24 protein-coding genes and 1 tRNA gene are annotated in these 24759 nt (G+C 67.5%); 21 read left to right on the top strand and 4 right to left on the bottom strand.

Features of this window, described 5'->3' with window-relative positions:
* The first annotated feature begins 10 nt into the window (after positions 1-10).
* From moaC to ASE20_RS24760, 6 genes are all read left to right on the top strand, one after another.
* Entirely contained in the window at positions 11-481 is a 471-nt protein-coding gene (gene moaC / locus ASE20_RS14225; RefSeq protein ID WP_056895238.1) for a cyclic pyranopterin monophosphate synthase MoaC, read from the top strand.
* The gene (locus ASE20_RS14220; RefSeq protein WP_082612431.1) at positions 478-966 is read left to right on the top strand and encodes a molybdenum cofactor biosynthesis protein B; all 489 of its coding nucleotides are present in this window, start codon (positions 478-480) and stop codon (positions 964-966) included. Before moaC ends, ASE20_RS14220 begins: the two co-directional genes overlap by 4 nt.
* Positions 963-1619, top strand: coding sequence for a GNAT family N-acetyltransferase (locus ASE20_RS14215; protein ID WP_225869051.1), 657 nt, complete (start codon positions 963-965; stop codon positions 1617-1619). Before ASE20_RS14220 ends, ASE20_RS14215 begins: the two co-directional genes overlap by 4 nt.
* 90 nt (positions 1620-1709) lie before the next feature.
* Complete coding sequence (locus ASE20_RS14210) at positions 1710-2555, top strand: hypothetical protein (protein ID WP_056895236.1); 846 nt, start codon at positions 1710-1712, stop codon at positions 2553-2555.
* A 127-nt stretch (positions 2556-2682) separates the two neighbouring features.
* Entirely contained in the window at positions 2683-3075 is a 393-nt protein-coding gene (locus ASE20_RS14205) for a hypothetical protein (protein ID WP_157538443.1), read from the top strand.
* A 58-nt stretch (positions 3076-3133) separates the two neighbouring features.
* Positions 3134-3188: transfer RNA gene (locus ASE20_RS24760), tRNA-OTHER, on the top strand.
* Positions 3189-3272: 84 nt separating this feature from the next.
* Here ASE20_RS24760 and ASE20_RS14200 read toward each other — a convergent pair.
* The 4 genes from ASE20_RS14200 to ASE20_RS14185 form a co-directional block, all read right to left on the bottom strand.
* Positions 3273-4088: a tyrosine-type recombinase/integrase gene (locus ASE20_RS14200; RefSeq protein ID WP_225869050.1), complete on the bottom strand. Its 816-nt coding sequence runs from the start codon at positions 4086-4088 to the stop codon at positions 3273-3275.
* 41 nt (positions 4089-4129) lie between these two features.
* Entirely contained in the window at positions 4130-5266 is a 1137-nt protein-coding gene (locus ASE20_RS14195; protein ID WP_225869049.1) for a CaiB/BaiF CoA transferase family protein, read from the bottom strand.
* Positions 5267-5356: 90 nt separating this feature from the next.
* Positions 5357-6166, bottom strand: coding sequence for an enoyl-CoA hydratase-related protein (locus tag ASE20_RS14190; RefSeq protein WP_082612429.1), 810 nt, complete (start codon positions 6164-6166; stop codon positions 5357-5359).
* A 25-nt stretch (positions 6167-6191) separates the two neighbouring features.
* Positions 6192-7595, bottom strand: a complete 1404-nt coding sequence (locus tag ASE20_RS14185; protein ID WP_200952821.1) for an aldehyde dehydrogenase family protein — start codon at positions 7593-7595, stop codon at positions 6192-6194.
* Positions 7596-7804: 209 nt separating this feature from the next.
* On the opposite strand from ASE20_RS14185, the gene ASE20_RS14180 reads away from it, so the two are divergent.
* The 15 genes from ASE20_RS14180 to ASE20_RS14110 all read left to right on the top strand — a co-directional run bounded on the left by ASE20_RS14180 (position 7805) and on the right by ASE20_RS14110 (position 24657).
* The gene (locus tag ASE20_RS14180) at positions 7805-8998 is read left to right on the top strand and encodes a thiolase family protein (protein ID WP_056895234.1); all 1194 of its coding nucleotides are present in this window, start codon (positions 7805-7807) and stop codon (positions 8996-8998) included.
* 41 nt (positions 8999-9039) lie between these two features.
* Positions 9040-9798 carry an SDR family NAD(P)-dependent oxidoreductase gene (locus tag ASE20_RS14175; protein WP_056895233.1) on the top strand — a complete coding sequence of 253 codons (759 nt, stop codon included), beginning with the start codon at positions 9040-9042 and terminating at the stop codon, positions 9796-9798.
* A gap of 2 nt (positions 9799-9800) precedes the next feature.
* A complete protein-coding gene (locus ASE20_RS14170) occupies positions 9801-10622 on the top strand; it encodes an enoyl-CoA hydratase/isomerase family protein (RefSeq protein ID WP_082612428.1) in 822 nt (273 codons plus the stop codon).
* On the top strand, positions 10615-11397 hold the full coding sequence (locus ASE20_RS14165) for an enoyl-CoA hydratase/isomerase family protein (RefSeq protein WP_056895232.1): 783 nt from the start codon (positions 10615-10617) through the stop codon (positions 11395-11397). Before ASE20_RS14170 ends, ASE20_RS14165 begins: the two co-directional genes overlap by 8 nt.
* Positions 11398-11404: 7 nt before the next feature.
* Complete coding sequence (locus tag ASE20_RS14160) at positions 11405-12544, top strand: acyl-CoA dehydrogenase family protein (RefSeq protein ID WP_056895231.1); 1140 nt, start codon at positions 11405-11407, stop codon at positions 12542-12544.
* Positions 12544-13560, top strand: a complete 1017-nt coding sequence (locus ASE20_RS14155; protein ID WP_157538442.1) for an acyl-CoA dehydrogenase family protein — start codon at positions 12544-12546, stop codon at positions 13558-13560. The genes ASE20_RS14160 and ASE20_RS14155 overlap by 1 nt, the downstream gene beginning before the upstream one ends.
* Positions 13561-13759: 199 nt before the next feature.
* On the top strand, positions 13760-14644 hold the full coding sequence (locus ASE20_RS14150) for an ABC transporter permease (protein WP_056895229.1): 885 nt from the start codon (positions 13760-13762) through the stop codon (positions 14642-14644).
* Positions 14641-15507, top strand: a complete 867-nt coding sequence (locus tag ASE20_RS14145) for an ABC transporter permease (RefSeq protein ID WP_082612427.1) — start codon at positions 14641-14643, stop codon at positions 15505-15507. Before ASE20_RS14150 ends, ASE20_RS14145 begins: the two co-directional genes overlap by 4 nt.
* A gap of 430 nt (positions 15508-15937) precedes the next feature.
* A complete protein-coding gene (locus tag ASE20_RS14140) occupies positions 15938-16741 on the top strand; it encodes an ABC transporter ATP-binding protein (RefSeq protein ID WP_056895228.1) in 804 nt (267 codons plus the stop codon).
* Positions 16710-17990, top strand: coding sequence for an MlaD family protein (locus tag ASE20_RS14135; protein ID WP_157538441.1), 1281 nt, complete (start codon positions 16710-16712; stop codon positions 17988-17990). The genes ASE20_RS14140 and ASE20_RS14135 overlap by 32 nt, the downstream gene beginning before the upstream one ends.
* On the top strand, positions 17987-19423 hold the full coding sequence (locus ASE20_RS14130) for an MlaD family protein (protein WP_056895226.1): 1437 nt from the start codon (positions 17987-17989) through the stop codon (positions 19421-19423). The genes ASE20_RS14135 and ASE20_RS14130 overlap by 4 nt, the downstream gene beginning before the upstream one ends.
* Entirely contained in the window at positions 19420-20703 is a 1284-nt protein-coding gene (locus ASE20_RS14125; protein ID WP_162260997.1) for an MlaD family protein, read from the top strand. Before ASE20_RS14130 ends, ASE20_RS14125 begins: the two co-directional genes overlap by 4 nt.
* Entirely contained in the window at positions 20703-22106 is a 1404-nt protein-coding gene (locus tag ASE20_RS14120) for an MlaD family protein (protein ID WP_082612425.1), read from the top strand. The genes ASE20_RS14125 and ASE20_RS14120 overlap by 1 nt, the downstream gene beginning before the upstream one ends.
* Positions 22103-23320, top strand: coding sequence for an MlaD family protein (locus ASE20_RS14115; RefSeq protein WP_200952820.1), 1218 nt, complete (start codon positions 22103-22105; stop codon positions 23318-23320). Before ASE20_RS14120 ends, ASE20_RS14115 begins: the two co-directional genes overlap by 4 nt.
* On the top strand, positions 23317-24657 hold the full coding sequence (locus ASE20_RS14110; RefSeq protein WP_082612423.1) for an MlaD family protein: 1341 nt from the start codon (positions 23317-23319) through the stop codon (positions 24655-24657). Before ASE20_RS14115 ends, ASE20_RS14110 begins: the two co-directional genes overlap by 4 nt.
* The last annotated feature ends 102 nt before the right edge of the window (positions 24658-24759 follow it).

Raw genomic sequence — 24759 nt, 5'->3', positions numbered from 1 at the left:
AGGAGCTGTGATGGCTGACCGGCTGACCCACGTCGACGAGACGGGCGCGGCACGGATGGTCGACGTGTCCGCCAAGGACGTCACCACGCGCGTCGCGCGGGCGTCCGGGCGGGTGCTCGTGTCGACCGAGGTGATCGCGCTGCTGCGCGGCGAGGGCGTGCCGAAGGGCGACGCGCTCGCCGTCGCCCGGATCGCGGGGATCATGGGCGCCAAGCAGACCCCCGCGCTGATCCCGCTGTGCCACCCGCTCGCGATCTCCGGTGTCACCGTCGACCTCGCGGTCGCCGACGACGCCGTCGAGATCGCGGCGACGGTGAAGACAACCGACCGCACCGGAGTGGAGATGGAGGCGCTGACCGCCGTCACGGTCGCGGCGCTCACGGTCATCGACATGGTCAAGGCGGTCGACAAGGGCGCGGTGATCACCGACGTGCGGGTCGAGGCGAAGTCCGGGGGCAAGTCGGGGGACTGGGCCCGATGAGTTCCGTGGCCGGACTGCCGGCCGTCGTGGTCGTGGCCTCGAACCGCGCCGCAGCAGGGGTCTACGACGACACGACCGGCCCCCTGATCGTCGCCGCCCTGGAGGGGTGGGGGTTCTCGGTCGGCGCTCCCGTCGTGTGCCCCGACGGTGAGCCGGTCGGGCTCGCGATCGCCGCCGCGGTCGACGGGGGAGCGCGGGTGGTCCTGACCACCGGTGGTACCGGCCTCACGCCGACCGACCGCACGCCCGAGGTGACCCGCCCGCTGCTGGACCGCGAGGTGCCCGGTCTCGCCGAGGCGATCCGCGCTGCCGGGGTGGCGAAGGGGGTCCCGACGGCGGTGCTGTCGCGAGGACTCGCCGGCGTCGCCGGGCGGGCGCTGGTGGTCAACCTGCCGGGGTCGCGTGGTGGCGTGAAGGACGCGCTCGCCGTACTGGACCCGGTGATCGTGCACGCCGTCGAGCAGATCGTGGGGAGCGACCATTGAGCGGCTCCGCGTCCGCTCCTCGGGAGCGGATGGTCGTCGGGGTCCCAGGGCGCGCGTGGCCCAACGAGCTGATCTCCGGCACCGACCCGGTCGTCCGGCTGCGGCCGATCAGCCTGCGAGACGCCCGCGCCTGGCGCTCGGCCCGGCGCCGCAACGCGCTCTGGCTGGCCCGCTGGGACGCCACGGCGCCGCCGGGTGCCGACGCGCGGCCGATGTCCTTCCGGGCGCTGGTGAAGCGGCTTCGCAAGTCCGCGCGGCAGGGGACGACGTACCCCTTCGTGGTGGAGGTCGACGGCCGCTTCGCCGGGCAGGTCAGTGTGAACAACATCGTTCGCGGGTCCGCGCAGTTCGCGTCGGTGGGGTACTGGATCGACCAGGAGTTCGCCGGCCGCGGCGTGATCCCGCGCGCGGTCGCGATGGTGATCGACCACTGCTTCTTCACCGCGGGGCTGCACCGGATCGAGATCTGCATCCGTCCCGAGAACACCAACTCGCTGCGGGTCGTGGAGAAGCTGGAGATCCGCGAGATCGGCTACGCGCCGCTGTTCCTGCACATCGACGGCGAGTGGCGCGACCACCGCATCTTCGCGGTCACCCGCGAGGAGGCGCCGCGCGGCGTGCTGGTGCGCCTGGACGCGCCGGCGACCGGGTGAACCCTCGCATCACATCCGTCACACCAATCAATCTGTGACACACCGATGGACATGCGCCCCACCCTGCGCTAACGCTCCTAACCTCTCCGTGTGGACCTGAGCAGCCTGATCTTCGTCGCCTTGTTCGTGGCGTGGGCGGTCTACCTCGTTCCCAAGGCGCTCAGGAGCCACGAGGAGGAGACCGACAGCCGCTCTGTCGACGGCTTCTCCGACCGGCTGCGGGTGCTGGCCCGACGCGAGGCCGTCTCCGCCACCGCCGCCGAGCTGGTCACCGCTCCCGACGACCGGGCTGTCGAGGAGCCCGCGGCGCCCACCCCTGCGCCGCGTGCTTCCACCCCGGCCCCCTCGCGTCCGTCGCGCCCGCCGCTGCAGCAGCGCCTCGCCGCCCGTCGCGCGGCCGAGCGCCGCCGCCGGGTCTTCAACCTGCTCGTGCTGATGAACCTCCTCGTGGGTGGCCTCGGCATCGGCAAGGTCATCGGCCTCGTCTGGCTCGCCGCTCCCCTCACGCTGCTGGTCGCCTGGCTGGTCGCCTGCCGGCTGATGGTGCGCCGCGAGCAGGCCGCCCGTGCCGCCTCGGCGCGCCGCCGGCGTCGTACCCTGGCCGACGAGGTGATCGAGGCCGAGGACGCCGAGGTCTCCGCGATCTCGCCGTTCGACGCGATCACCGACGACACCGACGAGATCCCGGCCGTCACCGCCGAGGTCCTCACCGAGGAGCCCGCCGCCGACGGTTGGACCCCGGTCCCCGTCCCGCTGCCGACGTACGTCGCCAAGGCGCCCGCCGGCCGCACGGTCCGCACCATCGACCTCGACTCCACCGGCGTCTGGAGCTCGGGCCGCAACGAGGCCGACTCCCAGCTCGCCCGCGAGGCCGACGCCCAGCGCGCCCAGGCCGAGGCGGACGCCGACGTCGAGCGCCGCGCCTCCGGCAGCTGACACGATTTCTCGGCGAGCCCCGTCTCGCCCGCGGGTCTGCGGGTATCTCGTGATCCCGCGGCGCAGCGTCACGCACCCGTCGTTCGCGGGCCCGGTCGGGACCTTCCCGGCCACCAGGCTTCGGGAGTTGATCCAGATGATTCAGGACAGCGGCGGCAACGAGCCGCAGCCCCAGGACGCCGACGACCAGCGCCTGACCGGCGGTCAGCCTGTCGGCGAGGCCGACGAGGAGCAGGCCCGGCGCGAGGAGCTGGAGTACGGCGACTCCGGTACCGCCGTCTCGCCCGACACCCAGCGCAGCGATCCCGGCGCCGCCGAGGACCTCGGCGACACCGATGGCCTCTCCTCACGCGGCCAGTCGGCCGACGACGAGGGCCAGGCTCCGCCCGGCACCGCGGACGAGGACCGCAACCCCGACCAGGACGTCGATCCCTCGACGAGCCGGTACGCGCCGGAGGCCGACGACGTGTCCGGCGCCGACGTCATCCACGAGGCTCGGGCCCGCAACGCGGAGGGCTGAGCGTCCCACCCCGGATTCGTTCCGGCTGCGGGCGTGGTGCTAACGTTTCCCCTCGCTTGGGGGTGTGGCGCAGTTGGTAGCGCGTCTCGTTCGNAATCCCCTCACCTCCACCAGCAAGCAAGAACCGGCAGGTCGCCTCTGACCTGCCGGTTCTCGCGTTTTCGGGTCTATTGGGTTGGGACTTCCATGGACGGGGTTCACCGCGCTGGGCCGTCCCGCTTACCCCCGGCGTACCCCCGGCCGGTGGGCGTGCCGCGCAGCGCCTCCCGGGTGCTCCGACCGAGGCGGTCTGACGCCTCGGTCTCGAGGTCGGGTCTCACGGCGGGGCCGCGGCTCGGGTCGTTCAACCGATCAAGCCCGGCCTGGGCCGCCGACGTGCCGAGGAAGTGCAGGTAGCGGTTCGTGGTCGCGATCGACTCGTGCCCCATCCACGCCTGCACGGTGCCGGGGTCCACGCCACGTGCCAGCCACAGGCACGCAGCCGTGTGCCGCAGGTCGTGGATGCGCCGGCCACCCGCGGTCTGGTCCCACTTGACCGTGCGCAGCACAGCGGTGCGATGGAGCTGAGCTCCTCCGCCCGTGGTGATCAGCAGGTCGGTCGGCTCCTTGCCCTCCGCCATGCGCTGGACGATCGGCAGGACGCGATCAGCAACCGGCACCCGACGCCCGCGGCGACCCTTCGTGGCCTTGATCGCGCCACCCTCGGTCTGCGAGCGCCGCACCAGCAGCCCGGGCGTGGGTACGTCGACCACGTCCTCGACCAGCACGGAGCGCGCCTCGCCCCATCGCATCCCAGTCCAGCCGAGCACGAGGAGCACGTCAGCCAGGTGCGGGTCCCGTGCCTTCCAGCGGTCGTAGGTGGCCTCGAGCTCGGCCTCGGTCCACGGCCGCATCTCCGTCGGCTCCTCCGAAGACCTCGGGACCTTCGTCGCGGTCACCGGATTGCGCACGACCGCCTTCTCCCGCACGCACCAGGCGAAGAACGTCGACAGGCTGGCGCGGTACCGGACCACCGAGCGCTCGCTGAGACCACGCTGGATCAGGCCCCCAAGGCCTAGCGAACGGTCCCAGCCTGGCGCAGCCGGCGCACGGCTTCGTCGCCCAGACCCGCCTCCTGCAGGATCTCGTCCGTGTGGTCGCCCGGGTACGGGGCTGGACGCTGGATTCGGCCGGGCGTCTCTGCGAACCGGGGTGCCGGTGCTGGTTGTACGACTCCGGCATGCTCGACGTAGGTCTCGCGCGCTGCGAGGTGCGGATGATTCGGCGCCTCGTCCCAGTCCAGTACTGGTGCAAGGCAGGCGTCGGATGATCCGCCGAGCTCGATCCACTCGTCGCGAGTCCGCGTGGCGAAGAGATCGGCCCATTGCTTCTTGGCGGATTGCCACGATCCGGAGTTCATCCGGTCCGCGTCGTCGGGGTCTCCCTCGAATCCGGTGAGCCGCACGAGCTCGGCGTAGAACTGGGGCTCGATCGCACCAACAGCCACGTACTTGCCGTCGGCGCACTCGTAGACCTCGTAGAAGGGCGCACCGGTGTCCAGGAGGTTCTCACCGTGAGGGCGACCCCAGATCCCGCGGTTGCGCAGGCCGTGGATCGCGGTCGTCAGCACACTCGCGCCGTCGACCATCGCGGCGTCGACGACCTGTCCGCGACCTGACAAGCGCGCCTCGAGAACGGCGGAGACCATGCCGAAGGCGAGCATCAGACCACCGCCACCGAAGTCGCCGACCAGGTTCAGCGGAGGCACCGGACGTTCACCCGCCCGTCCCACGGCATGCAGGGCACCGGTGAGCGCGATGTAGTTGATGTCGTGACCGGCGAACTGCGACATCGGGCCGGTCTGTCCCCAGCCGGTCATGCGTCCGTAGACCAGCCTCGCGTTCCGGGCGAGGCAGTCGGCGGGGCCGAGGCCGAGCCTCTCGGTCACGCCCGGCCGATATCCCTCGATCAGGATGTCCGCGGTCTCGACCAGGTCCAGGACGAGATCTCGACCGGCATCGGACTTGAGGTCGACGGCGATCGACCGGCGCCCACGGTTGAGCACGTCCGGGTGCGCCCCCGTTGGCCTGGTTGCGGGAACCGCGTCAGCGCGGTCGATCCGAATCACCGTGGCGCCCATGTCGGCAAGCATCATCGCGGCGAAGGGCCCGGGCCCGATGCCGGCGAGCTCGATGACGCGGAGCGAGGTCAACGGGCCAGAGGGTGGGGCCGAAGCGTGGTCGTTCTCGATGGGCACGAGGGGTAGGTCCGTTCGTCGAGGTTCAGGGAGCTCGGCCGTGGGTCAGCGTGCCCGCCACACGGGCGGGCGCTTCTCTGCGAAGGCGCGGGGACCCTCCTTCGCGTCCTCCGACTCGCGAACGCCGGCACGCTCGGCGGCCGAGATCTCCCACCGGTGCTCCTCTGTGACCGCTACGCCGTCGATGAGTTGCTGCGAGACGCGCTTGCTGGCCTGCACGGCCAGCGGAGCATTCGCCGCAATGAGGTCGGCCAGGCCCAGTGCGGTCGCCATCACCTCGTCGGCAGCCACGACCCGATTCACCAGGCCCAGCTCGAGCGCCCGAGCAGCAGTCACCGGCTCGCCGGTGAAGATCAGCTCGTTCGCGATCTTGGGCGAGACCTGCTGTGGAAGGCGGAAGACGCCGCCGGCTCCGGCGATGATGCCGCGCTTGACCTCGGGGAGGCCGAACACGGCGGTCTCGGCGGCAACGACGATGTCGCTGGCGAGCACCAGCTCCGTTCCGCCTCCGAGAGCGGCCCCGTTGACGGCAGCGATGGTGGGCTTGGAGATGTGGTGGCTCGCGTAGCCCGCAAACCCCCACTTCGCCCGCTTGCCGGTGGTCGGCAGGAGGTTGTCTCCGCGCGCGATCGCCTTCAGGTCCGCGCCGGCGCAGAACGACTTGTCGCCCGCGCCCGTGAGCACGACGACACGTACCTCCGGGTCCGCATCTGCCGTTTCCATCGCGTCACCGAGAGCCTCGGTCACGTCGACATCGATCGCGTTGCGCGCCGACGGGCGGTTGATGGTCAGGATCAGCACGTGGCCCTGGCGCTCGACGAGGAGCGCGGGCGCTTCGATGACGGTTTCAGTCACAGTGTCTCCAGATCGGTTGTTCGGTTCATCCCTTGGGGATGTGCCGGGTTTGCAGCTCGGTGAAGCTCAGGTAGCCGAGTAGGCCGTTCTCGACGCCGAGGCCGCTGCTCTTGGTGGCCGCAAACGGCAGGTTCGGCGACAAGGTCATGTGGGTGTTGACCCACGCGTTGCCGCAGTCGAGGCGCGATGCCACGCTCGCTGCGCGTTCGCGGTCCGTCCCCCACACGGAACCGCCAAGGCCGAAGTCGGTGGCATTGGCCCGCTCCACGGCCTCGTCCAGGTCGTCGTAGACGAGGACCGGGAGCGCCGGGCCGAACTGCTCGCGGGCCACCAGGTCGGAGTCGTCAGCGGCACCTGTGACGATGGTGGGTTCGTAGAAGTAGCCGGGGCGGTCGATCAGCCTGCCGCCGGTGACCGCGTCGGCACCCGCCCGCACCGCGGCGTCGACCATGCTCGAAACGGTCTCGAGCTGGAGCGCGTTGTTCAACGGACCGAGGCGGATGCCCTCCTGGTCGCCAGCTCCCACGGCGACCTGGTTGGCGCACTCAGCCAAGAGGTCGACGGTCTCCTCGTAGCTCGATCGGGGCACGTACAACCGCTTGATCGCAATACACGTCTGCCCGTTGTTCGCGAAGGCGGACCAGAAGATCCGATCCACCACATCCCGCGGCGTGAGGTCGTCGAGCATGATGGCCGCGTCGTTGCCCCCGAGCTCCAACGTGACGTGCTTCAAGCCGCGTGCGGCGCTCTCCGCGACCAGCCGTCCGGTCGTGGTCGAGCCGGTGAAACTGATCTTTCGCACCTGCGGATGTCTGGTGAGGACGGGCCCCAGGCTGTCGAGACCCGTGATGACCTGCACGACACCTGAGGGCAGGACTGCGGACAGGATCTCGCCGAGAGCGAGGCTGGATAGAGGTGTGTACGGAGACGGCTTCAGGACCACGGTGTTGCCTGCGCGCAGTGCAGGGGCGAGCTTGAAGCCAGCGAGGAGCAACGGGTAGTTCCAAGGGGTGATGGCCAGGACCACCCCCAGAGGACTCCGCTTCACATCGACGAGCGCTGTGGCGTCATCCTGGAGAATCTCGCTCGGCGCGGTGAACTTCGAGAAGTGGCTGAACCACCCGGCGGTGGCACGAACCTCGGACATCGCGTCGGCGAGAGGCTTTCCCTGCTCGGCCGTCAGCAGTGCGGCGAGCTCGTCGGCTGCGGACATGATCGCGGCAGCGCATCGTGCCAGCGCCTCGCATCGAGCGCCATCGCCGGATCTCCAGCGTGCGAAGGCGTTGGAGGCAGACGCCATGACACTGTCGACGGTGCTCGCCGAGGAATCGGGAGCGTACGCGAAGACCTGACCGGTGGCCGGATTCTCCACGGGGAACCGAGCCGCGCTGTCGACTCCGTGCCCGTCGACCGAGAGCTGGAACTCCACTACGTTGATCCTCTCGACAAGGTGACGATCAACATACATTGTCATCTGTCGCTGGTCAACGAGTTGCCGTCACTGGAAGCGCAGAGCACTGAAGGGTATTGGCAACATGCGACAGCATCTGTAATCTGTCGCCCAAGATAACGGTTCGAGCAAGCAGAGTCGCAGGGGACGCGGACGCTTGACTCCCATGCAGGTCGAGGAGAACTCAGATGATCGATGCGGTGATCGTTGATGCGGTCAGGTCGCCCATGGCGAAGGGCAAGGCAGGCGGCGCGCTCTCGAGCCTCCACCCGGTCGAGCTGCTGGCCCAGACCGTCAAGGGCCTGCTGGACCGGGTCGGAATCGACCCGGGACAGGTCGACGACGTGCTGACCGGATGCGTCAGCCAGGTGGGCGAGCAGGCGGGGAACGTCGGCCGGATGGCGTGGCTCGCAGCTGGCCTGCCCATCCACGTCCCGTCGACCACGGTCGAGCGCAAGTGCGGCTCCAGCCAGCAGGCAGCTCACTTCGCGGCGCAGGGAGTGATGGCGGGCGCGTACGACATCGCCGTCGTCGCTGGCGTCGAGTCCATGAGTCGTATCCCCATGGGTGCCAGCGCGATCGGGATGGACCCCTACGGACCGTCTGTCGCGCAGCGCTTCGCGCCCGGACTCATCCCGCAGGGCATCTCCGCCGAACTCATCGCTGCGAAGTGGAAGCTGTCGCGCGAGCAGCAGGATGCCTACGCTTCGAACTCACACGCTCGCGCCGCCGCCCGTCAGGCCGATGGCGGATTCCAGCGCGAGATCGTGCCGATCGTCGTGACCGACGAGGCAGGGAATGAAGTCGTCGTCGACAGGGACGAGACGATTCGCCCGTCGACCACCCCGGCAAAGCTGGCCGAGCTGAAGCCGGCCTTCGAGAATCCCGCGCACCTGGAGCGATTCCCGGAGATCGACTGGTCGGTCACCGCGGGCAACTCGTCGCAGATCACCGACGGCGCCAGCGCCATGCTGGTCATGAGCGCCACTCGGGCCGAGCAGCTCGGCCTCACCCCCCGCGCGCGATTCCACAGCTTCGCAGTCGCTGCCGACGATCCGATCCTGATGCTCACGGGACCGATTCCGGCCACCCACAAGCTGCTCGCCAAGGCGGGTATCGGCATCGATGACATCGATCACTACGAGATCAACGAAGCATTCGCACCAGTGCCCCTTGCATGGCAGTCCGAGTTCGACGCCGACCCGGCCAGGCTGAACCCCGCAGGCGGAGCCATCGCGCTGGGGCACCCGCTCGGAGGATCGGGCGCCCGCCTGATGACCACGATGCTCCACGCGCTCGAGGACACCAACGGTCGCTTCGGCCTGCAGTCCATGTGCGAGGCCGGCGGCATGGCCAACGCAACCCTGATCGAGCGGCTCTGAGCCGGCCTCCAGCTCAGACCAAACCTCCGAAAGGAACACCGATGAAGATCGAAAACACCTCAGTCCTGGTCACCGGCGGTGCATCGGGACTCGGGCTCGCAACAGCTCGCATCCTCGCGAAGTCCGGAGCCACGGTCACCATCCTCGACCTGCCAACTTCTGACGGACAGGCCGTCGCCGACCAGCTCGGCGGACACTTCGTTGGTGGCGACGTCCGTGACGAGCACTCGGTCAACGAGGCGCTGGACGCAGCGGAGAAGGCAGGCACGATCCGTGCCGTCGTCCACTGTGCCGGCTCCGGTCACACGCTGCGGATCCTCGACAAGCAAGGCAATCCGGCGCCTCTGGAGCACTACACGAAGGTCATCAACATCAACCTTGTCGGTTCCTTCAACGTCCTGCGCCTGGCCGCCGCCCGCCTGGCTCGCACGGAGTCGGTCGACGGCGAGCGCGGCGTCATCATCATGACGGCGTCGGTCGCCGCGTTCGAGGGTCAGATCGGCCAGATCCCCTACGCGTCCTCGAAGGCTGGCGTCGTCGGAATGACGCTCGTCGCCGCGCGCGACCTCGCGGGCAAGGAGATCCGTGTGTGCACGATCGCGCCCGGCATCTTCGAGACCCCCCTGCTGGGCAGGCTCTCCCAGGAGGTTCGAGACTCGCTCGGTGCGTCGGTCCCGCACCCCAAGCGTCTCGGAACTCCCGACGAGTACGCCTCGCTCGCCGCCCACATCATCGACAACCCGATGCTGAACGGCGAGACCATTCGTCTCGACGGCGCGATCCGCATGGCGCCTCGCTGACCATGAGCGAAGTCGAATGGAGGCAGGCGGACGGGTGTGCGCGGCTCGTTCTCAACCGGCCGGAGCGAAAGAACGCGATCGACACGGCGACGTGGTCACAGCTGCAGGAGAGACTGGCCGCCGTCGCGAACGATCCCGACGTCCGTGCCTTGGTGATCACCGGAGCCGGAGCGAACTTCTCCGCCGGCGCCGACATCTCTGGAGGTGCACCGAGCCATCGCACGCAGCTCGAGCGAATGGAGTGGTTCAACCAAGTGATCCTCGCCCTCCACCGCCTGCCCATTCCGACCGTCGCACAGGTCGACGGCGTCGCCTTCGGTGTCGGAATGAACCTGGCCATCGGTTGCGACTTCGTAATTGCGTCGGACCGCGCTCGATTCTCGGAGATCTTCGTCAAGCGGGCGCTCTCGGTCGACGGCGGGGGGAGCTGGATACTCCCACGGCTCGTGGGTGTGCGCCGCGCCAAGTTGCTGTGCCTCTTGGCCGAGACCATCTCGGCGGAGGAGGCGCTCGACTTCGGGCTCGTCACCAAGGTCGTACCGTCGTTCGACCTCGAGACGGAGGTCGAGCATCTCGTCGAACGCCTGGTGGCAAGTCCTCGGCTGGCGCTGGTTCAGACGAAGCGTCTCATCGATGAGGCAATGTCACTGACTCTCGAGCAGGCCATGCAGAACGAGGCGCGTGCTCAGGCGATCAACGTCGCGAGCGACGACTTCGCCGAGGCCGTGGCGGGCTTCAGGTCAGCCACGGCCTCGAACGGCGAGGCCAGTGCTACCGCGGGCGCCAACACCACCTTCGATGTCACAGGGGAGAACGATGGCTGACTTCGAGTACACGGTCTCGGACCACATCGCGACCATTCGGATCAACCGGCCCGAGAAGAAGAACTCCTTCACTCTCGAGATCGTCGACCAGTGGGCCGACGCGCTTCGGAGCGCCGAGTCCGACCCGGACGTTCGGGTCGTCGTGCTCACCGGATCCGGTGACTCCTTCTGCACCGGGGTCGACCTGAGCATCTTCGGTGAGCGAGAGCGCACGCCGCTGGCGGAGAAGGACATGCTCGCCAAGCGGGTACATCACGTGGCGCATGCCGCCGAGGCACTCTCGAAGCCCTATCTGGCGGCAATCAACGGCTTCGCCATCGGAGCCGGTATGGACATGGCGCTCATGGCCGACATCCGCCTGGCGGCATCGTCGGCGCGCATGTCGGAGGGCTATATCCGCGCTGGGCTGGTGCCGGGCGATGGAGGGTGCTTCTACCTGCCGCGTGTTGCGGGCCTCGGAACTGCGCTTCGGCTGCTGTGGACCGGAGAGTTCATCGACGCAGATCGGGCGCTGGCTCTCGGCATCGTCGATGAGGTCTGTCCGGACGACCAACTCGACGAGCAGGTCCGTCAACTCGCGGTCACCCTGGCAGCGCAACCTCCCGTTGCCGTCCAGATGATCAAGCGGGCGGTGTACTCGGGCCTACGCAGCGATCTGCGTACGGCGCTCGACCTGATCTCCTCCCACTTCGCCGTGGTGACCTCGACAGACGACGCCAACGAGGCAATGTCGGCCTTCAGGGATCGTCGCCAAGGCACCTTCACCGGAAAGTGACTGACCGATGTCCAGTTCGAACGCAGTCGGAGCGGCGCCGCGCGACGAGCACGTGAACTTGCGCCGTGAAGTCCGGGCTCTCGTCGAGACGTGGAGGCAGCAGGGCCGCTACCAGCCTCGTAGCGACAGCTGGCTCCGAGGCTTCGATCCGGCTTTCAGCAAGGAGCTGGCGCGGCGCGGCCTCATCGGGATCACCTGGCCGACCGACGTGGGGGGTCGGGGCTTGTCGAACACGGCACGCCTTGCGGTGACCGAGGAGCTTCTGCGCGCGGGAGCTCCGGTCGCGGCCCACTGGGTCGGGGACCGGCAGATCGGTCCGGCGATCATCCGGCACGGCAGCGAAACACTACGCAAGGAGATCCTGCCCGGGATCGTGGCTGCCGACTACGTGTTCTGCCTCGGCATGAGCGAGCCTGAAGCCGGCTCCGACCTCGCCTCACTTCGAACGACCGCGACCAAGGTCGACGGCGGCTGGGTGATCAAGGGCCGCAAGATCTGGACCAGCGGTGCTCATCACGCGACCCACATGTACCTGCTGGCGCGCACCAGTCGCGGCGAGAAGAAGCAGTCGGGACTGACCGAGTTCATCCTCGACATGGACACATCAGGAATCAGTGTCTCGCCGATCGTCGACCTGGCGGGCGAGCACCATTTCAACGAGGTCCTGTTCGAGGATGCCTTCGTTCCTGATGGCAGAGTGCTGGGGTCGATCGACAACGGCTGGGCGCAGGTCGTCGAACAGCTGTCGTTCGAACGGGGCGGGCCCGAACGATTCCTGAGCACCTACCCGGTCTTCGCAGAGCTCCTCGATGTGGCTCGCGACGGCGTGATCGACGTCCGTGCCGACCTCGGGCATCTCGTCGCCAGGCTGGCCACCTTGCGCCAGCTCGCGTGGCAGGTCGCACGTGCGCTGGATGCCGGAGAGGCGCCGGTCCAGCAAGCGGCGACGTTGAAGTACCTCGGCAACGCCTTTGAGCACGACGTCCTGGAAGTCGCCCGCAAGGCCTATTCAGACTCGGGCCTGCGACCCGGGCGACTGCGGAACGACGGGTTCCGACAAGCACTCCTCGCTTCGCCCGGGTACAGCATCCGGGGGGGAGCGGCAGAGGTGCTGCTCTCGCTGATCGCACGTCAGGAAGTGAAGTGATGGACGAAACCTCTGCAGCGGTCGACTCGCTCATCGCCGACCTGGCAAAGGGAGCTCAGGAGCCGCCGGCAGGCGATCTGCCGGCGATCTGGACTTCTCTCGAAGATCTCGGGCTCGCCGGGGTGGGGCTCGCCGAGGACGTGGGTGGGTCGGGAGGGGATCTGACGGACCTGATCGCCCTCGCAGAGTCCGTCGGTCGGCACGTGGTCAGCAGCCCTCTCCTGGAGAACGGGATCGCGCGGTGGGCGCTGGGGGAGGCCAACGTGCCTGCGCCTCCGGGTGTCTGCACCGTGTCGATGCTGGCTCCGGACGTCGTACTGAACCTGGGCGGCGGGACGGTGGACCTCTTCGAGGTGCCTTGGGCACGACACGCAGCAGTACTGCTGGTGGTGAGCGCCTCTGGCGTTCACCTCGTGGACTTGAGGCGTGAGTCCGTGCGGATCGTACCGCGTGTCAACGAGGCGGGCGAAGAGCGTGATGATGTCACCTTTAACTGTGATGCCGCCGTCGTGGTCGCCTCGGCGCCCAGTGTTGCGGCGATCCGGAACCGCCTTGCCCTCCTCTGGGCGGCGGTGCTGGCGGGCACGATCGAGAGTGCCTACGGCCTGACGCGGGACTACGTCAACGGACGAGAGCAGTTCGGTGCGCCGCTGGTCAGGATCCCGGCAGTCGCCGGACTCCTCGCGACCGTCAAGGCAGAGCTGGTCCAGGTCGAGGCCGGGCTGCAGCGCGCAAAAGACCATGCCCTGCACCGGTTGGATTCCGCTGAGACAACCGCCGCAGTGGCAGCGGCACGTGTTACCGCCGCGCGAGCAGCCACCGTCGCAGCCCGGCTGGCGCACCAGCTGCACGGCGGGATGGGTATCACCGCCGAGTATCCACTGCACCTCTACACCTCCAGGCTCTGGGCGTGGCGGGATGAAGCAGGGTCCGAGCACCAATGGGCAACGTCGCTGGGCGGGGCAGCCGCCGGCCTCGGCGAGGACGCCGTGTGGGACGTCCTCACGTCGCCGTAGACCTCGAGCTCTTGCAGCCCGACGGCAGACAAGCCAGCGACGGGTCGAGATGAAGTCCGAGTCCTTGTCATTCAGGCGACAGTATGCGTAATCTGTCATCCATGTGACCCACGGCACGCTCAGGTGCGTGGCCAAGCTCGGCGACCGAACCGACCTGCGCCGCCCACGAATCGCATGACGCCCTTCTCAAGGAAGCACGATGACCCAGGAACTTGAAGCCGACGCCGCTTCCTACGACGGTCCGCCGATCGAGCCGGACGGACCGTACGGCGGCCGCCTCTCCAGTGCTGTCGCCTATCTCCCCGGCCCGGTCCGATCGGTAGCGCTCGAAGCTGGCGGGACGGCTGTCCTCCTGGGCAAGGTCCTGTGGAGCGCTGTCCGCCATCCCCGTGGCTACTGGGGCGATGTGCTGGACGACATGAGCTACACCATCAAGCGATCCTGGCTGTCGATCTCGATAGCGCTCGCGGGCTTCCTGATGACCCTCGCGGTCCCCTCGGTGACGTGGATCCAGAACGCTGGCGTCTCAGAGCTGTACGGTCCACTGTTGCTCGTCCAGTCCACGCGAAGCTTCACGGTCTGGGTCGCGACCCTGCTCGTCGCGGGCGTCGTCGGCGCGGCCTGCACGGCGGAGCTGGGATCGCGAAAGGTTCGCGAGGAGCTGGATGCCATGGAGGTCATGGGCATCGACCCGGTGCGCGCGCTGGTCGTGCCCCGCATCGTGTCGATCACGCTGCTGACCACGCTGCTGGCGATTCCGGCTGAGCTGATCACAGTGCTGTCATCGCAGCTCGGATCCACGCTCATCGCCGGCATCCCGCCGGCTGACTTCTACGGTGCATTCGTCTGGACCACGATGAGCACGGTGGAGATCGGTGCGTTGGTGCTGAACTGCTTCCTTGCCGGCCTACTGATCGGTGCAGTCTGTGCCTACAAGGGCCTGTCGGCCTCCGGCGGTGCCATCGGCCTCGGCAAGGCCGTCAACCAGGCTGTGGTCTCGGCGTTCATGGCGCTCTTCGTGATGCAGCTCGGCTACAACGCACTGATCCTGGGATTCTTCCCGGGGCTGGGGGCCCTGCGATGACCGACACCACTCCGCGCGACGCTGTGACAGACGACGCTGCCGCGCAGCGCTCCGGCAGGACCTCGGAACCGGAATCGTTGCTGGGGCCACTCGCCCATCCTGTACGACAGTCCGGCGGACTCGTCGGCTTTGGAGTCGACGTCATCAGGTCCATCCCGGCGGCCATCAGGCTCTATCCCGCAGAGGTGGTCCGGCAGAGTGCCGTCCTGATCCGCGGCAACATGCTGGTCATCCTCTTCATGATCTTCATGATGGGTGCGCTCGTCGGGATCACGACCACCTTCCTCTTCGAAGGCATCGGGCTCGAGAGCTACGCAGGAGCGATCCCCGCCGTGCCGATGATGCGAGGAGTGCTCGTCATCGTATTCGGGTGGGTCCTGGCCTCCAAGTACGGCTGTGGCATCGTGGCCGAGCTAGGCGCCATGCGAATCAGCGAAGAGATCGACGCCATGGACGTGATGGGCGTGCGATCGCTTCCCTACCTCGTCGGAACCAAGGTCGTCGCCGCGATCATCGTCATTCCTGCGATGTTCGTCATCGCCCTCCAGATCTTCTTCATGGCGTGCGGGCTGTTCTACGTCGACCTGCTGGAGGCGGTGTCGGCGGGCGGCTACACCGATGTGCTGTTCCTGCTCCAGGGGCCGGCTGAACTGGCTTTCGCGACCATCTCCGGAACCGTCATCGGGTTCGTGATCACCGTCGTGGCGACGTTCTACGGATACAACGCCTCCGGCGGCCCTGTCGGGGTGGGGAGGAACACCGCGCAGTCGATGCTGGTCAACCTGGTGCTGATCAGCCTGATCGCCCTGATGCTGGCGCAGTTGTTCTATGCGAATGACTACGGCGCCGCCTTCGGCACCTGAGTGTCCGAGCGAGTCGGCGCCGGCCCGCAGGCGCAGCGTGGCTAGCGACCAGATGTCGTCCGGGCAGCGTCGGCCGAGGGTTGTGCGGCGAGGTCCGACGTCGCGAACGAAGCAGGTCTGACGGGCTGCATTCCGCCGGAACTTTCTGATCCAAACGCTGGCACACAAGCGACATCATGCGTAATCTGTCACCTGTGTGACGGGGGCCACGCCTCGCCCGGACGCGACGTTCATCCAGACAACAAGACACCAGAGGGACAGCGAGGAGCGAGATGCACCCGATTCGCAGGGGAGCGCACCGGAGGGCACGGGGTGCGGCGCCCGGGCCGACGATCCTTTCCGAGTCTTGGCTTCCCTCGGATTCCTCAGGCGCCGCCCGTCCCGCCGCCTTGGCGGCCAGCATCCGTCCTCGCTCTCACCAGGAGACCACATGACCGCCGTACTCCCTCACGCAGAGCAGGCTGCCCAGTCTGCTGGACCCCAGCACACCATCCAGGTTCGGGACGTCTACAAGAGCTTCGGGTCCTCGCACATCCTCAACGGACTCTCGCTGGACTTCCAGGATGACGCCATCACGACCGTGCTCGGTCCGTCAGGAACCGGGAAGAGCGTGCTGCTCAAGCACATCGTCGGGCTCCTCGAGCCGGACGCCGGCGAGGTGCGGGTCTTCGGCACCGACATCTGGGGTGTCTCCGAAGAGGAGCGCTTCGAGCTGCGCAAGCGTTTCGGGGTCCTCTTCCAGGATGGTGCGCTGTTCGGTTCCATGAACCTCTACGACAACGTCGCCTTCCCGCTGCGCCGGCACACCGACATGCCCGAGTCGGACATCCGCGAGATCGTCATGTCGAACATGATCGAGGTCGGTCTGGAGAAGGCGATCCACAAGGCGCCCAACGAGATCTCCGGTGGCATGCGCAAGCGCGCTGGTTTCGCCCGGGCGCTGGTGCTCAAGCCCGACGTCGTGCTCTTCGACGAGCCTGACTCCGGTCTCGACCCGGTGCGCACGAAGCTGCTCTCCCACCTGATCCAGAAGGTTCACGCAGAGCACGGGGGCACCTACATCGTGATCACCCACGACATCCCCACTGCGCGCACGGTGAGTGACTACGTCGCCGTGATCTGGAAGGGCAAGGTCGTTCACTACGGCGACGCCGACGGCGCCTTCAACTCCGACAACCCCTTCGTGCGCCAGTTCCTCGCTGGTGCTGCTGAAGGCCCTCTGGGAATGGACTGACGTGGCAACCCACCTTCGCAATCGCAGCAGGCCGTGGCTGGTCGGCGGGCTGGTCATGCTCCTGGCGATCGCGGCCTTCCGGTTCGCTGCCGATGACGAGCCGTATGTGATCGACGCGCTGACGCCCGCCGCTGACGGGTTGGTGACGGGCAGTGTCGTGCGCATCGGCGGTCAAGACGTGGGCAAGGTCGCCGACATCCGGGTGGAGGGCGACCAGGCGAGACTTCGACTCGAGATCAATCCCGACAGCGGTCCACTCCACGCAGGAACCGACGTCCACGTGCGCTGGAACTCCGTTGTCGGCCGTCGGTACGTCGACGTGGAACCGGGGCCGACGGACAACCCGGTCCTTCCCCGGGGAAAGCTCGTGCGCGGAACGACTGAACGCGTCGAACTCGACGACATCGCCGCCATGCTGGACGGTCCGACCCGAGCCAAGGTGCAGCAGCTCGTTGGACAGTTGGACGCCACTCTGCGACGCAGCGACCAGGACCTGAACACGACCCTCGACCAGGCTGGTCCCTTCGTCAAGGGATTGGGAGAGGTGCTCGAGGGTGTGGGCAAGGACGGCGACGCCATCCGCTCGCTGATCGCCAACCTGCACGAGGTGACCGCCGCGCTCTCGACGCGCGATGCCGACGTTGCCGGCACGGTCACCGACCTTCGGGCCCTGGTGGGGGTTGCCGTGCGCCACGCCGACCAGCTGCGCACCGCGCTCGACGAAGTTCCGGCCACCCTCACGACGGCCGACAGCCTCCTGAGCAAGGTCCCCGGCGCTGTGGACGAGACCGTCCCGCTGCTCGAGGACCTGCAGCCGGCGGTCGCGAAGCTTCCGTCGGTCGCCCGGCGACTCGACCCCGTGCTTCAGGACCTTCGCCCCGTCGTCGCCGAGCTGCGTCCCACGCTCAACGCAGTGGATCGTCTGCTCGAGCAGACTCCCGGTCTGCTCAAGATCGCCACGCAGACGATCCCGGACGTACAAACAGCCCTGACACAGCTTCAACCAGCGGTCAGCTTTCTGCGCCCCTACACTCCGGAGCTCATCGGCTTCCTCACCAACTGGGCGTCGTTGTTCTCCGCGAAGAACGCAGCCGGTCACTTCGGCCGCGCCATGATCCCGGTCTCGGCGTCGTCGTTCAACAGCAATCCGGGGATTCTGCCGCCCGGGATGTCGCAGGTGCAGGAGCCAGCGCCCGGCTCGTTGATCAACCAGCCGTGGACTGACGCGAACGGGGATGGAATCCGATGACATCAAGCAGCGCGCTCCGACGAGCCGGCATCGCCGTTGCCGGCCTCGCCGTCATCGCGGCCGGCGTCAACGTCGTGTCGGGAAACGACGTGGATGACAACACCGTCGAGGTCACCGTCGTCGATGCAGGACAGCTCGAGAACGGTGCGGACGTCCGGGTTTCCGGCGTGCGGGTCGGCGAAGTGACGGACATCGAGCTCAAGGGAGACAAGGCACGCCTACTGCTCGACCTAGCGGACGGAGTACTCCCGCTCCACAATGACGCATCGATCCAGTTCAAGCCGGTCAACCTTCTTGGCGAGAGCTACGTGGACCTCAATCCCGGATCCGACGACGCGCCGTTCATGGACAACGCAGTAATCCCGGAAGAACGCACATCCATCGAGGTGACCCTCCAAGACGTCCTGAACACGTTCGAGGACCCCACCGCGGCCGGCCTCGCCTCGGTCATCACCACACTCGGGGAGGGCCTGGACGACAACGGCGCGGACCTCGCCAAAGCGCTCAAGGTGCTCAGCCCGGCCATGCAGGAGTCCGCTCGCGTCGGCAACATCCTCTCTGAGCAGAACGATGTCTTGACGAGCCTCGTCAAGGCGACCGACCCGGTCGTCGCCTCGCTCGCGGCTGACGGCGGCAAGACTCTCGACTCCCTCATCGAGTCAACTCGAGACACGCTGCGTGCACTCGCCAACCAGCAGACCGCGCTCGAGCAGACCATCAGCGACCTGCCAGCAACCCTCACTTCCGCCCAGCGAACGCTGGAGCGCTTCCGGGCCACCGCGCGCGCCGGAACGCCGACGCTGCGTGCGCTTCGCCCCCTCACCGGCAACCTCGAGGACGTCGTGGACGAGCTCCGCGACTTCGCAGACTCGGCCGATCCCGCACTGGCCTCGCTCAAGCCAGTTCTCGACGAAGCAGACAAGTTGCTCGACACCGCGGCACCCGTGGTGGCACAACTGCGTCAGGCGGGCCCGGACCTGGCGTCGTCGGCGGCGGCCCTCAAGCCGACAAGCCGAGAGCTGCTCGACGTCCACCTGCAGGACGTCATGGACTTCGTCCGCAAGTGGTCGCTCAGCACCAACGGACGCGATGGCCTCTCCCACTACTTCCGTGGAGTCGTCTACGCAACCCCGACGACCCTCAAGGCGCTGGCGCAGTCCCTGATTCCGGCCGGCCTGACAGACAATGGACCGGCGACGAGCAAGGGCTCCACGGGCTCGAAGGGCGGAGGCCTGCCCAACCTCGACGTCCTGCCCGGCTTGACCGGCGGAGTCGACGGCCTTCTCGACACCGTGGGAGGACTCCTCGGCCTGCTCGGCAAACAGCCGCCCAAGGCCTCGAGCAAGTCCGCAACCGATCCGACCAGTGCGTTGGGGCTGTCGGCAGCGCAGGAAGAAGATCTGCTCAACCAGCTCCTGGGAGGCACCAAGTGAGCCGCCGACCAATTCATCGGGATGCAGCACGCAAGATCATCGTCGGTATCGGCGTGGTCGCCCTCTTCGTCCTCGTCGCATGGGTCGGCGGCATCGTGCAGACCGGGGGCGCGCTCCCGGGCAAGCGCTACACCGAAGTCAAGGCACAGTTCGAGGACGTCGGCATCCTCAAGCCCGGCAAGGAGGTCAAGCAGAACGGCCTGAGGGTCGGCACTGTCAGCGACATCCAGATCGTCGACGGCATCGCCGAAGTGACACTGCGGCTCGATGGGAACGTGGAGGTGTTCAAGGACGCCTCCGCCTTCGTCGGCAACTTCTCTGCCCTGGGCAAGAAGTACGTCGGCTTCGACCCCGGCACCGCAGAAGCGGGACCTCTCGGCGACTCGCCCATCCCCGTTGCTGCGACCACGAGCTCCACCTCCCTGGAAGACGTGCTGTCCGCGCTCGACCCCAAGACCCGAGCCGCGTTGCGCAGCGCCGTTGGCTCACTCGCGACCGGGTTGACGGGCCACAGCAAGGATCTGCAGGTCGTCCTGAACGCCTCTCCCCAGCTGCTCAGGAATCTGAAGACGGTGATGAGGGTCGCAGGCAGCGACGCCACAGACATCGACTCACTTCTGGTCACCGCGGATCGCCTCGTCAACCGCTTCAACGGCCGAACCGCACAGATCGAAGGCCTGGTGCGGAACGTAGACCGCACAGTCCAAGCCGTCGGAGTTGACGACGGCCGGCCGCTCGAAGAGACGCTCGCAAAGCTGCCCGACGCTCTCGATTCGACAGGCAAGGCACTCGACGACCTCTACCGACCTCTCGGCGACGCAGAGGTCGCGCTTCGCAAGCTGAATCCCGGCGCCCGCGACCTGGGCCTCGCCACCCCGGATCTGCGCGCCTTCCTCCGCGAGTCCCCCGAGGCGCTGGACAAGGTGCCCGGCGTCGCCGACGCCGCCAACCCCGCACTGCGCGCACTCGACACGACTGTCGAAGACGCTCGCCCCCTGGTCCGACCACTCTCGGGATCGCTGAACAGTCTCGCGACCCTCCTCCAGCCGTTCGTGCCCTACGTCCCTGACGTCGGCCGGTTCTTCTCCCAGAACGATCTCCTGTCCGGCATCCTCGACGGCGACCAGAACCAGCACTACTTCGCCGCGCAGCTGACCGGAGTCGGTCTGTTCAGCATCGGCGGAGCGGTTGACCCGCTCTACCGGGCCGAGTACTACCCCTGTCCTGGCACGGCCTGGAACAAGGCGACCGTCACCAACTGCAAGTCGGGAGCGAACTGATGATGCGGAAGACTCGCAGCGACAGGCCCGCGACGCAGGTTCGAGGAGCCGAGGCGCGTGCCCGGGTGGCCGACGCGCGGCACCTCAAGCTGGGTACGTGGTTCTACCTCGGACTGGCACTGCTGTTCGTGTTGCTGGTGGCGAAGGCGGAGATCCAGTCCTACCTCTACGACGGGCGCACCATCACCGCGGAGTTCGACGACAGCTACAAGCTTCGGCCCCACGACTCCTCGGTGAAGATGGCGGGACTGACGGTCGGGACCGTGACCGACCTGCGCCGCACCGACACGGGAAGCACGATCGTCACGATGAAGGTGGACGACGAGGCGCTCGACACTCTCGGGGCGGCCCCGATCGCTCGCATCGAGCCCCGCACGCTCCTGGGCGGTCGGTACGCAATCGAGCTGCACGCCGGTGGCGGAGAAGGCAAGTTCGACGGGGTCATCCCGATCGAACGCACCTCAACTCCGGTCGAGCTCGATCAGATAGTCGAGGCACTCCCCAAGTCGTCTCGCGAAGCCCTGCAAGGGCTGGTGGGCACAACCTCGGCAACCCTGGGCGAGGCCGACGACGAGCTGAACGGGCTTCTCAAGACGGCGCCGTCGGTCCTTGATCCGGGAACAGACGTTCTCAACGCCGTGCGAGGGGACCGACCGGCGAAGGACCTCCCAGGCTTGGTGACCGACCTGAACGCGACGGCCGACGTCGCCACCCGGCGCGATGGTCAACTTGCCGGCATCGCTCGCGACCTGCGGGTCACGAGCGGCGTCCTTGCCGACAACCGGGGGGCACTCGCCGAGACCCTTGCGAAGTTGCCGCAGACCCTTTCCGCGACGCGCGGCGGCCTGAGTGGCCTCGACGACAGTGTCACTGAACTGACGGCGACCGCGAAGGCCCTTCGACCGTCGGCGCCCGAGCTCGCGAACCTCGTCTCCAGCCTCGATCCGCTGCTGCGCGACATGCGGCCGCTCATGAGCGATCTCAAGCCGCTCCTTCGCGACGCACGCCCAGCGGTCCAGGCGCTCGTCCCGACCGCCCGCAACCTCGACGAGGTGCTCACGAACGTCCGCGGCCCAGTCCTTGACCGGGTCACCGGCCCGGTCTCCAAATTCGTACTCAACCCATGGAAGGGCACCGGGCCCTACAAGGGCGGCGCCGGCGGCTACATGGCAGACCACAAGTTCTACGAGGAGCTCGCCTACATGGCGACCAACATCGACCGGGCCTCCATGTCGCAGGACCAGCGCGGGTCGACCCTGGCCTTCCAGGCCGGAGTCGGACTGAGCTCGCTCTCGGGGCTGCCGTTCGACCTCGAGAGCCTCGTGACGCTCGCCCTCGACCAGGCCGGCATCACCGGTGCACTGCGATCGTCCATCTTCAAGAACCTGGGATTGGTGCCGTGAGCAAGTACTCGACCGCCATTGAGCGGATCAGGAACACGCCAGGCCTGACCGGCGATGCACTGCTGGTCGCGGGCCTGCTGATCGTCGGCATCATCGTCACCTCGACCATCGTCGGCAACTACCAGACCATCAAGCCCTGGGACGCGAAGTACAAGTTCGCGGCTGAGTTCGACGAGGCCCCCGCCGTACAGCTCGCGGCTCGCCAAGAGGTCCGCATCGCTGGTGTCCCCGTCGGCCGCATCACGGGCGCCGAGCCCACCGACGGAGGCAACGCCCGCGTGATGTTGTCCGTCGACAAGGGCCATCCCGTGTACAAGAACGCGCGGCTGGTCCTTCGGTCCAAGACCCCTCTCAACGTCATGTACATCGCGTTGGACCCCGGCGATCCCGCGGCCGGTCGGCTACCCGAGGACGGTGTCATCCCGGTCACGCAGACCGAGCGCGTCGTCCAGCCCTACGAGCTCCTCGACGAACTGGACGACCGCGCACGAGCCGCGCTCACCGATCTCGTCACGCAGGCCGACATCGCCCTGGCATCGGCGCCCGCCACCCTCCCGAAGGGACTCGCAGACACCGACCACGCTGCCCACAGCTTCACCGGCGTGGTGGACGCGCTCCAGAGCCGACGTGCGAACCTTCGTCACCTGGTGACATCGCTCTCCCAGATCGCGACTGCCGCCGGTCACGACGATGAGCGCCTCGACACCCTGGTGAGCTCGCTGGCCGACACCCTCGCCGTCGTCAGCCGTCGAGACGCCGAGATGTCTGCCTCACTGGCCGCGCTGCCCGGCGTCACCACGTCCCTGCGCGAGGCGATGACCGAGACCAAGTCGCTCACCGACGAACTCAGCCCGGTGCTCCGCAAGCTCCATGCTGCCTCGGAGGAGCTTCCCTCCGCGGTCAGAGATCTTTCGAAGACGGTCGACAGTGCTCAATCGCTCGTCGCGAAGGCGCGCCCAGTGGTTCGCAAAGCCGTGCCGGTGGTCGACGACCTGCGTCCGCTGGCACGTGACCTGAACTCCGCGGTCTCGGACCTGGGGCCCGTGGCAGCGAACCTGCCCCAGGCGACCAAGCGGCTGGTCCCATGGCTCGACGACCTCGGTGCCTTCGTCTACAACACTTCCTCATCCTTCAGCCTGGGCGACGTCAACGGAGGCCTCGGTCGAGCCAACGTCGTCGTCAAGCTCTACGACCCGCTGGGAGGGCTGTCATGAACGTCAAGGCAACTGCGAGCGCCGGAGTGAAGTCCGTCGTGTTCGATTCTCGCGTTCGAACGGTCGTGTCCTTCACCCTCGCCTGCCTGATCGGCTTCGGCTACCTGTGGGTGAAGTCCGGGGGCGAGATCCCGCTGATCGCCGATCGTGGAGGCGACTACCGTCTGACCTTCGAAGCAGCCGACATCAAGAACCTCAAGGAATTCGGCGAGGTGCGGATCGCGGGAGTACGCGTCGGTCGTGTCGAGTCGACCGAACGTGACGGTGACAAGGTCAAGGTGACCTTGAGCATCGAAGACCAAGCGTCGCCACTCCATGAGGGTGCCAACGTCCGTATCGGCGTGAAGTCCCTCGTCGGATCCTCCTTCGTCGAGGTGGTCGACGGTGATGGCGAAGAGATGGCCGACGGAACTCACCTGGATGGCGCTTCCGTCACGCCAGCGGTCGACGTCGATGAGTTGCTCAACACCCTCGACGAACCGACCCGGAACCACCTCAGCTCAGCGCTCCAATCACTCGGCTCCGCCACCAAAGGACGTGGCAAGGACCTCGACGCGGTCATGACTGGGCTCGGACACGTCGGCACCGAAGGACGCACAGTGGTTGACGCCCTGGCCGCGCAGAGCGGCGACTTGCAGAAGCTGAGCGTCGAAGCTCGCCTTCTTCTCGACGCCCTCGACGCCGGTCAGGGACAGATCGTCGACCTGGTGGGGGACGCGCAGCAACTCACTCAAGTGACGGCTGACAACCAGAAGAAGATCGAGCAGACCGTGCGTGTCCTACCCAGCGTCGTCGGCAACCTCGACGCCGCCGCCAGCAGCCTCAGCGAGCTCAGCCGACCGCTCACCCCGATCGCTGCGGATCTCCGCGCGGCGTCCCCCTTCCTGTCCAACGCCTTGGCGAACCTGCGCCCTGCGACGCGTGACCTCCGTGCCTTGATGCCCGACCTGAACAGCGTGCTCGACAAGGCCCCCGCGACGCTCACCAAGGTTGCTCCCTTTGGAGAGACCGTCCGGGACCTGGTGCCCGCGGCCGACTCGACCCTCGCGGATGTCCAGCCCATGCTGAGCTATCTGGCGCCCTACGGGTTGGACCTCGGCGTCCTGTTCGCCAACTTCGGCGCGTCGTTCGACGAGTACGCCGAGGACGGCATCATCCCGATTCGCCTCACGGCGACTGCCGAAGGGCTCGGTACGGTGCGTGGGAATCCGCTACAGCTGGTCCGGCATGACCGGGGAGGATTGATGTGGAACAACCCCTACCCGTCTCCGGGCGACGTCGACAGTCCGAAGCCCTACGGCACCGGCGACTACCCCCGACTCGAGAGCGCACGCTGAGCGAGCGTGATGGACCGGACTGAGGCGGGCAAGGGCCGAGCCTGGCCATGGGGGCTGGCGCTGGGGACAACTCTTCTCGGAGCAGTACTGCTGGGGGGACTG

It is taken from the genome of Nocardioides sp. Root240 (assembly GCF_001428825.1).
Classification (GTDB): domain Bacteria; phylum Actinomycetota; class Actinomycetes; order Propionibacteriales; family Nocardioidaceae; genus Nocardioides.
Note: the sequence above shows the minus strand (reverse complement) of the source record. Positions and strands in the feature narration are given on the sequence as shown.

Bases quoted from the DNA above. Each gene is read 5' to 3' on its own strand.
- ASE20_RS14150 (WP_056895229.1), top strand. From the start codon at position 13,760: ATGACCCAGGAACTTGAAGCCGACGCCGCTTCCTACGACGGTCCGCCG.
- ASE20_RS14155 (WP_157538442.1), top strand. From the start codon at position 12,544: ATGGACGAAACCTCTGCAGCGGTCGACTCGCTCATCGCCGACCTGGCA.
- moaC (WP_056895238.1), top strand. From the start codon at position 11: ATGGCTGACCGGCTGACCCACGTCGACGAGACGGGCGCGGCACGGATG.
- ASE20_RS14130 (WP_056895226.1), top strand. From the start codon at position 17,987: ATGACATCAAGCAGCGCGCTCCGACGAGCCGGCATCGCCGTTGCCGGC.
- ASE20_RS14170 (WP_082612428.1), top strand. From the start codon at position 9,801: ATGAGCGAAGTCGAATGGAGGCAGGCGGACGGGTGTGCGCGGCTCGTT.
- ASE20_RS14180 (WP_056895234.1), top strand. From the start codon at position 7,805: ATGATCGATGCGGTGATCGTTGATGCGGTCAGGTCGCCCATGGCGAAG.
- ASE20_RS14220 (WP_082612431.1), top strand. From the start codon at position 478: ATGAGTTCCGTGGCCGGACTGCCGGCCGTCGTGGTCGTGGCCTCGAAC.
- ASE20_RS14110 (WP_082612423.1), top strand. From the start codon at position 23,317: ATGAACGTCAAGGCAACTGCGAGCGCCGGAGTGAAGTCCGTCGTGTTC.
- ASE20_RS14120 (WP_082612425.1), top strand. From the start codon at position 20,703: ATGATGCGGAAGACTCGCAGCGACAGGCCCGCGACGCAGGTTCGAGGA.
- ASE20_RS14145 (WP_082612427.1), top strand. From the start codon at position 14,641: ATGACCGACACCACTCCGCGCGACGCTGTGACAGACGACGCTGCCGCG.
- ASE20_RS14160 (WP_056895231.1), top strand. From the start codon at position 11,405: ATGTCCAGTTCGAACGCAGTCGGAGCGGCGCCGCGCGACGAGCACGTG.
- ASE20_RS14140 (WP_056895228.1), top strand. From the start codon at position 15,938: ATGACCGCCGTACTCCCTCACGCAGAGCAGGCTGCCCAGTCTGCTGGA.
- ASE20_RS14165 (WP_056895232.1), top strand. From the start codon at position 10,615: ATGGCTGACTTCGAGTACACGGTCTCGGACCACATCGCGACCATTCGG.
- ASE20_RS14175 (WP_056895233.1), top strand. From the start codon at position 9,040: ATGAAGATCGAAAACACCTCAGTCCTGGTCACCGGCGGTGCATCGGGA.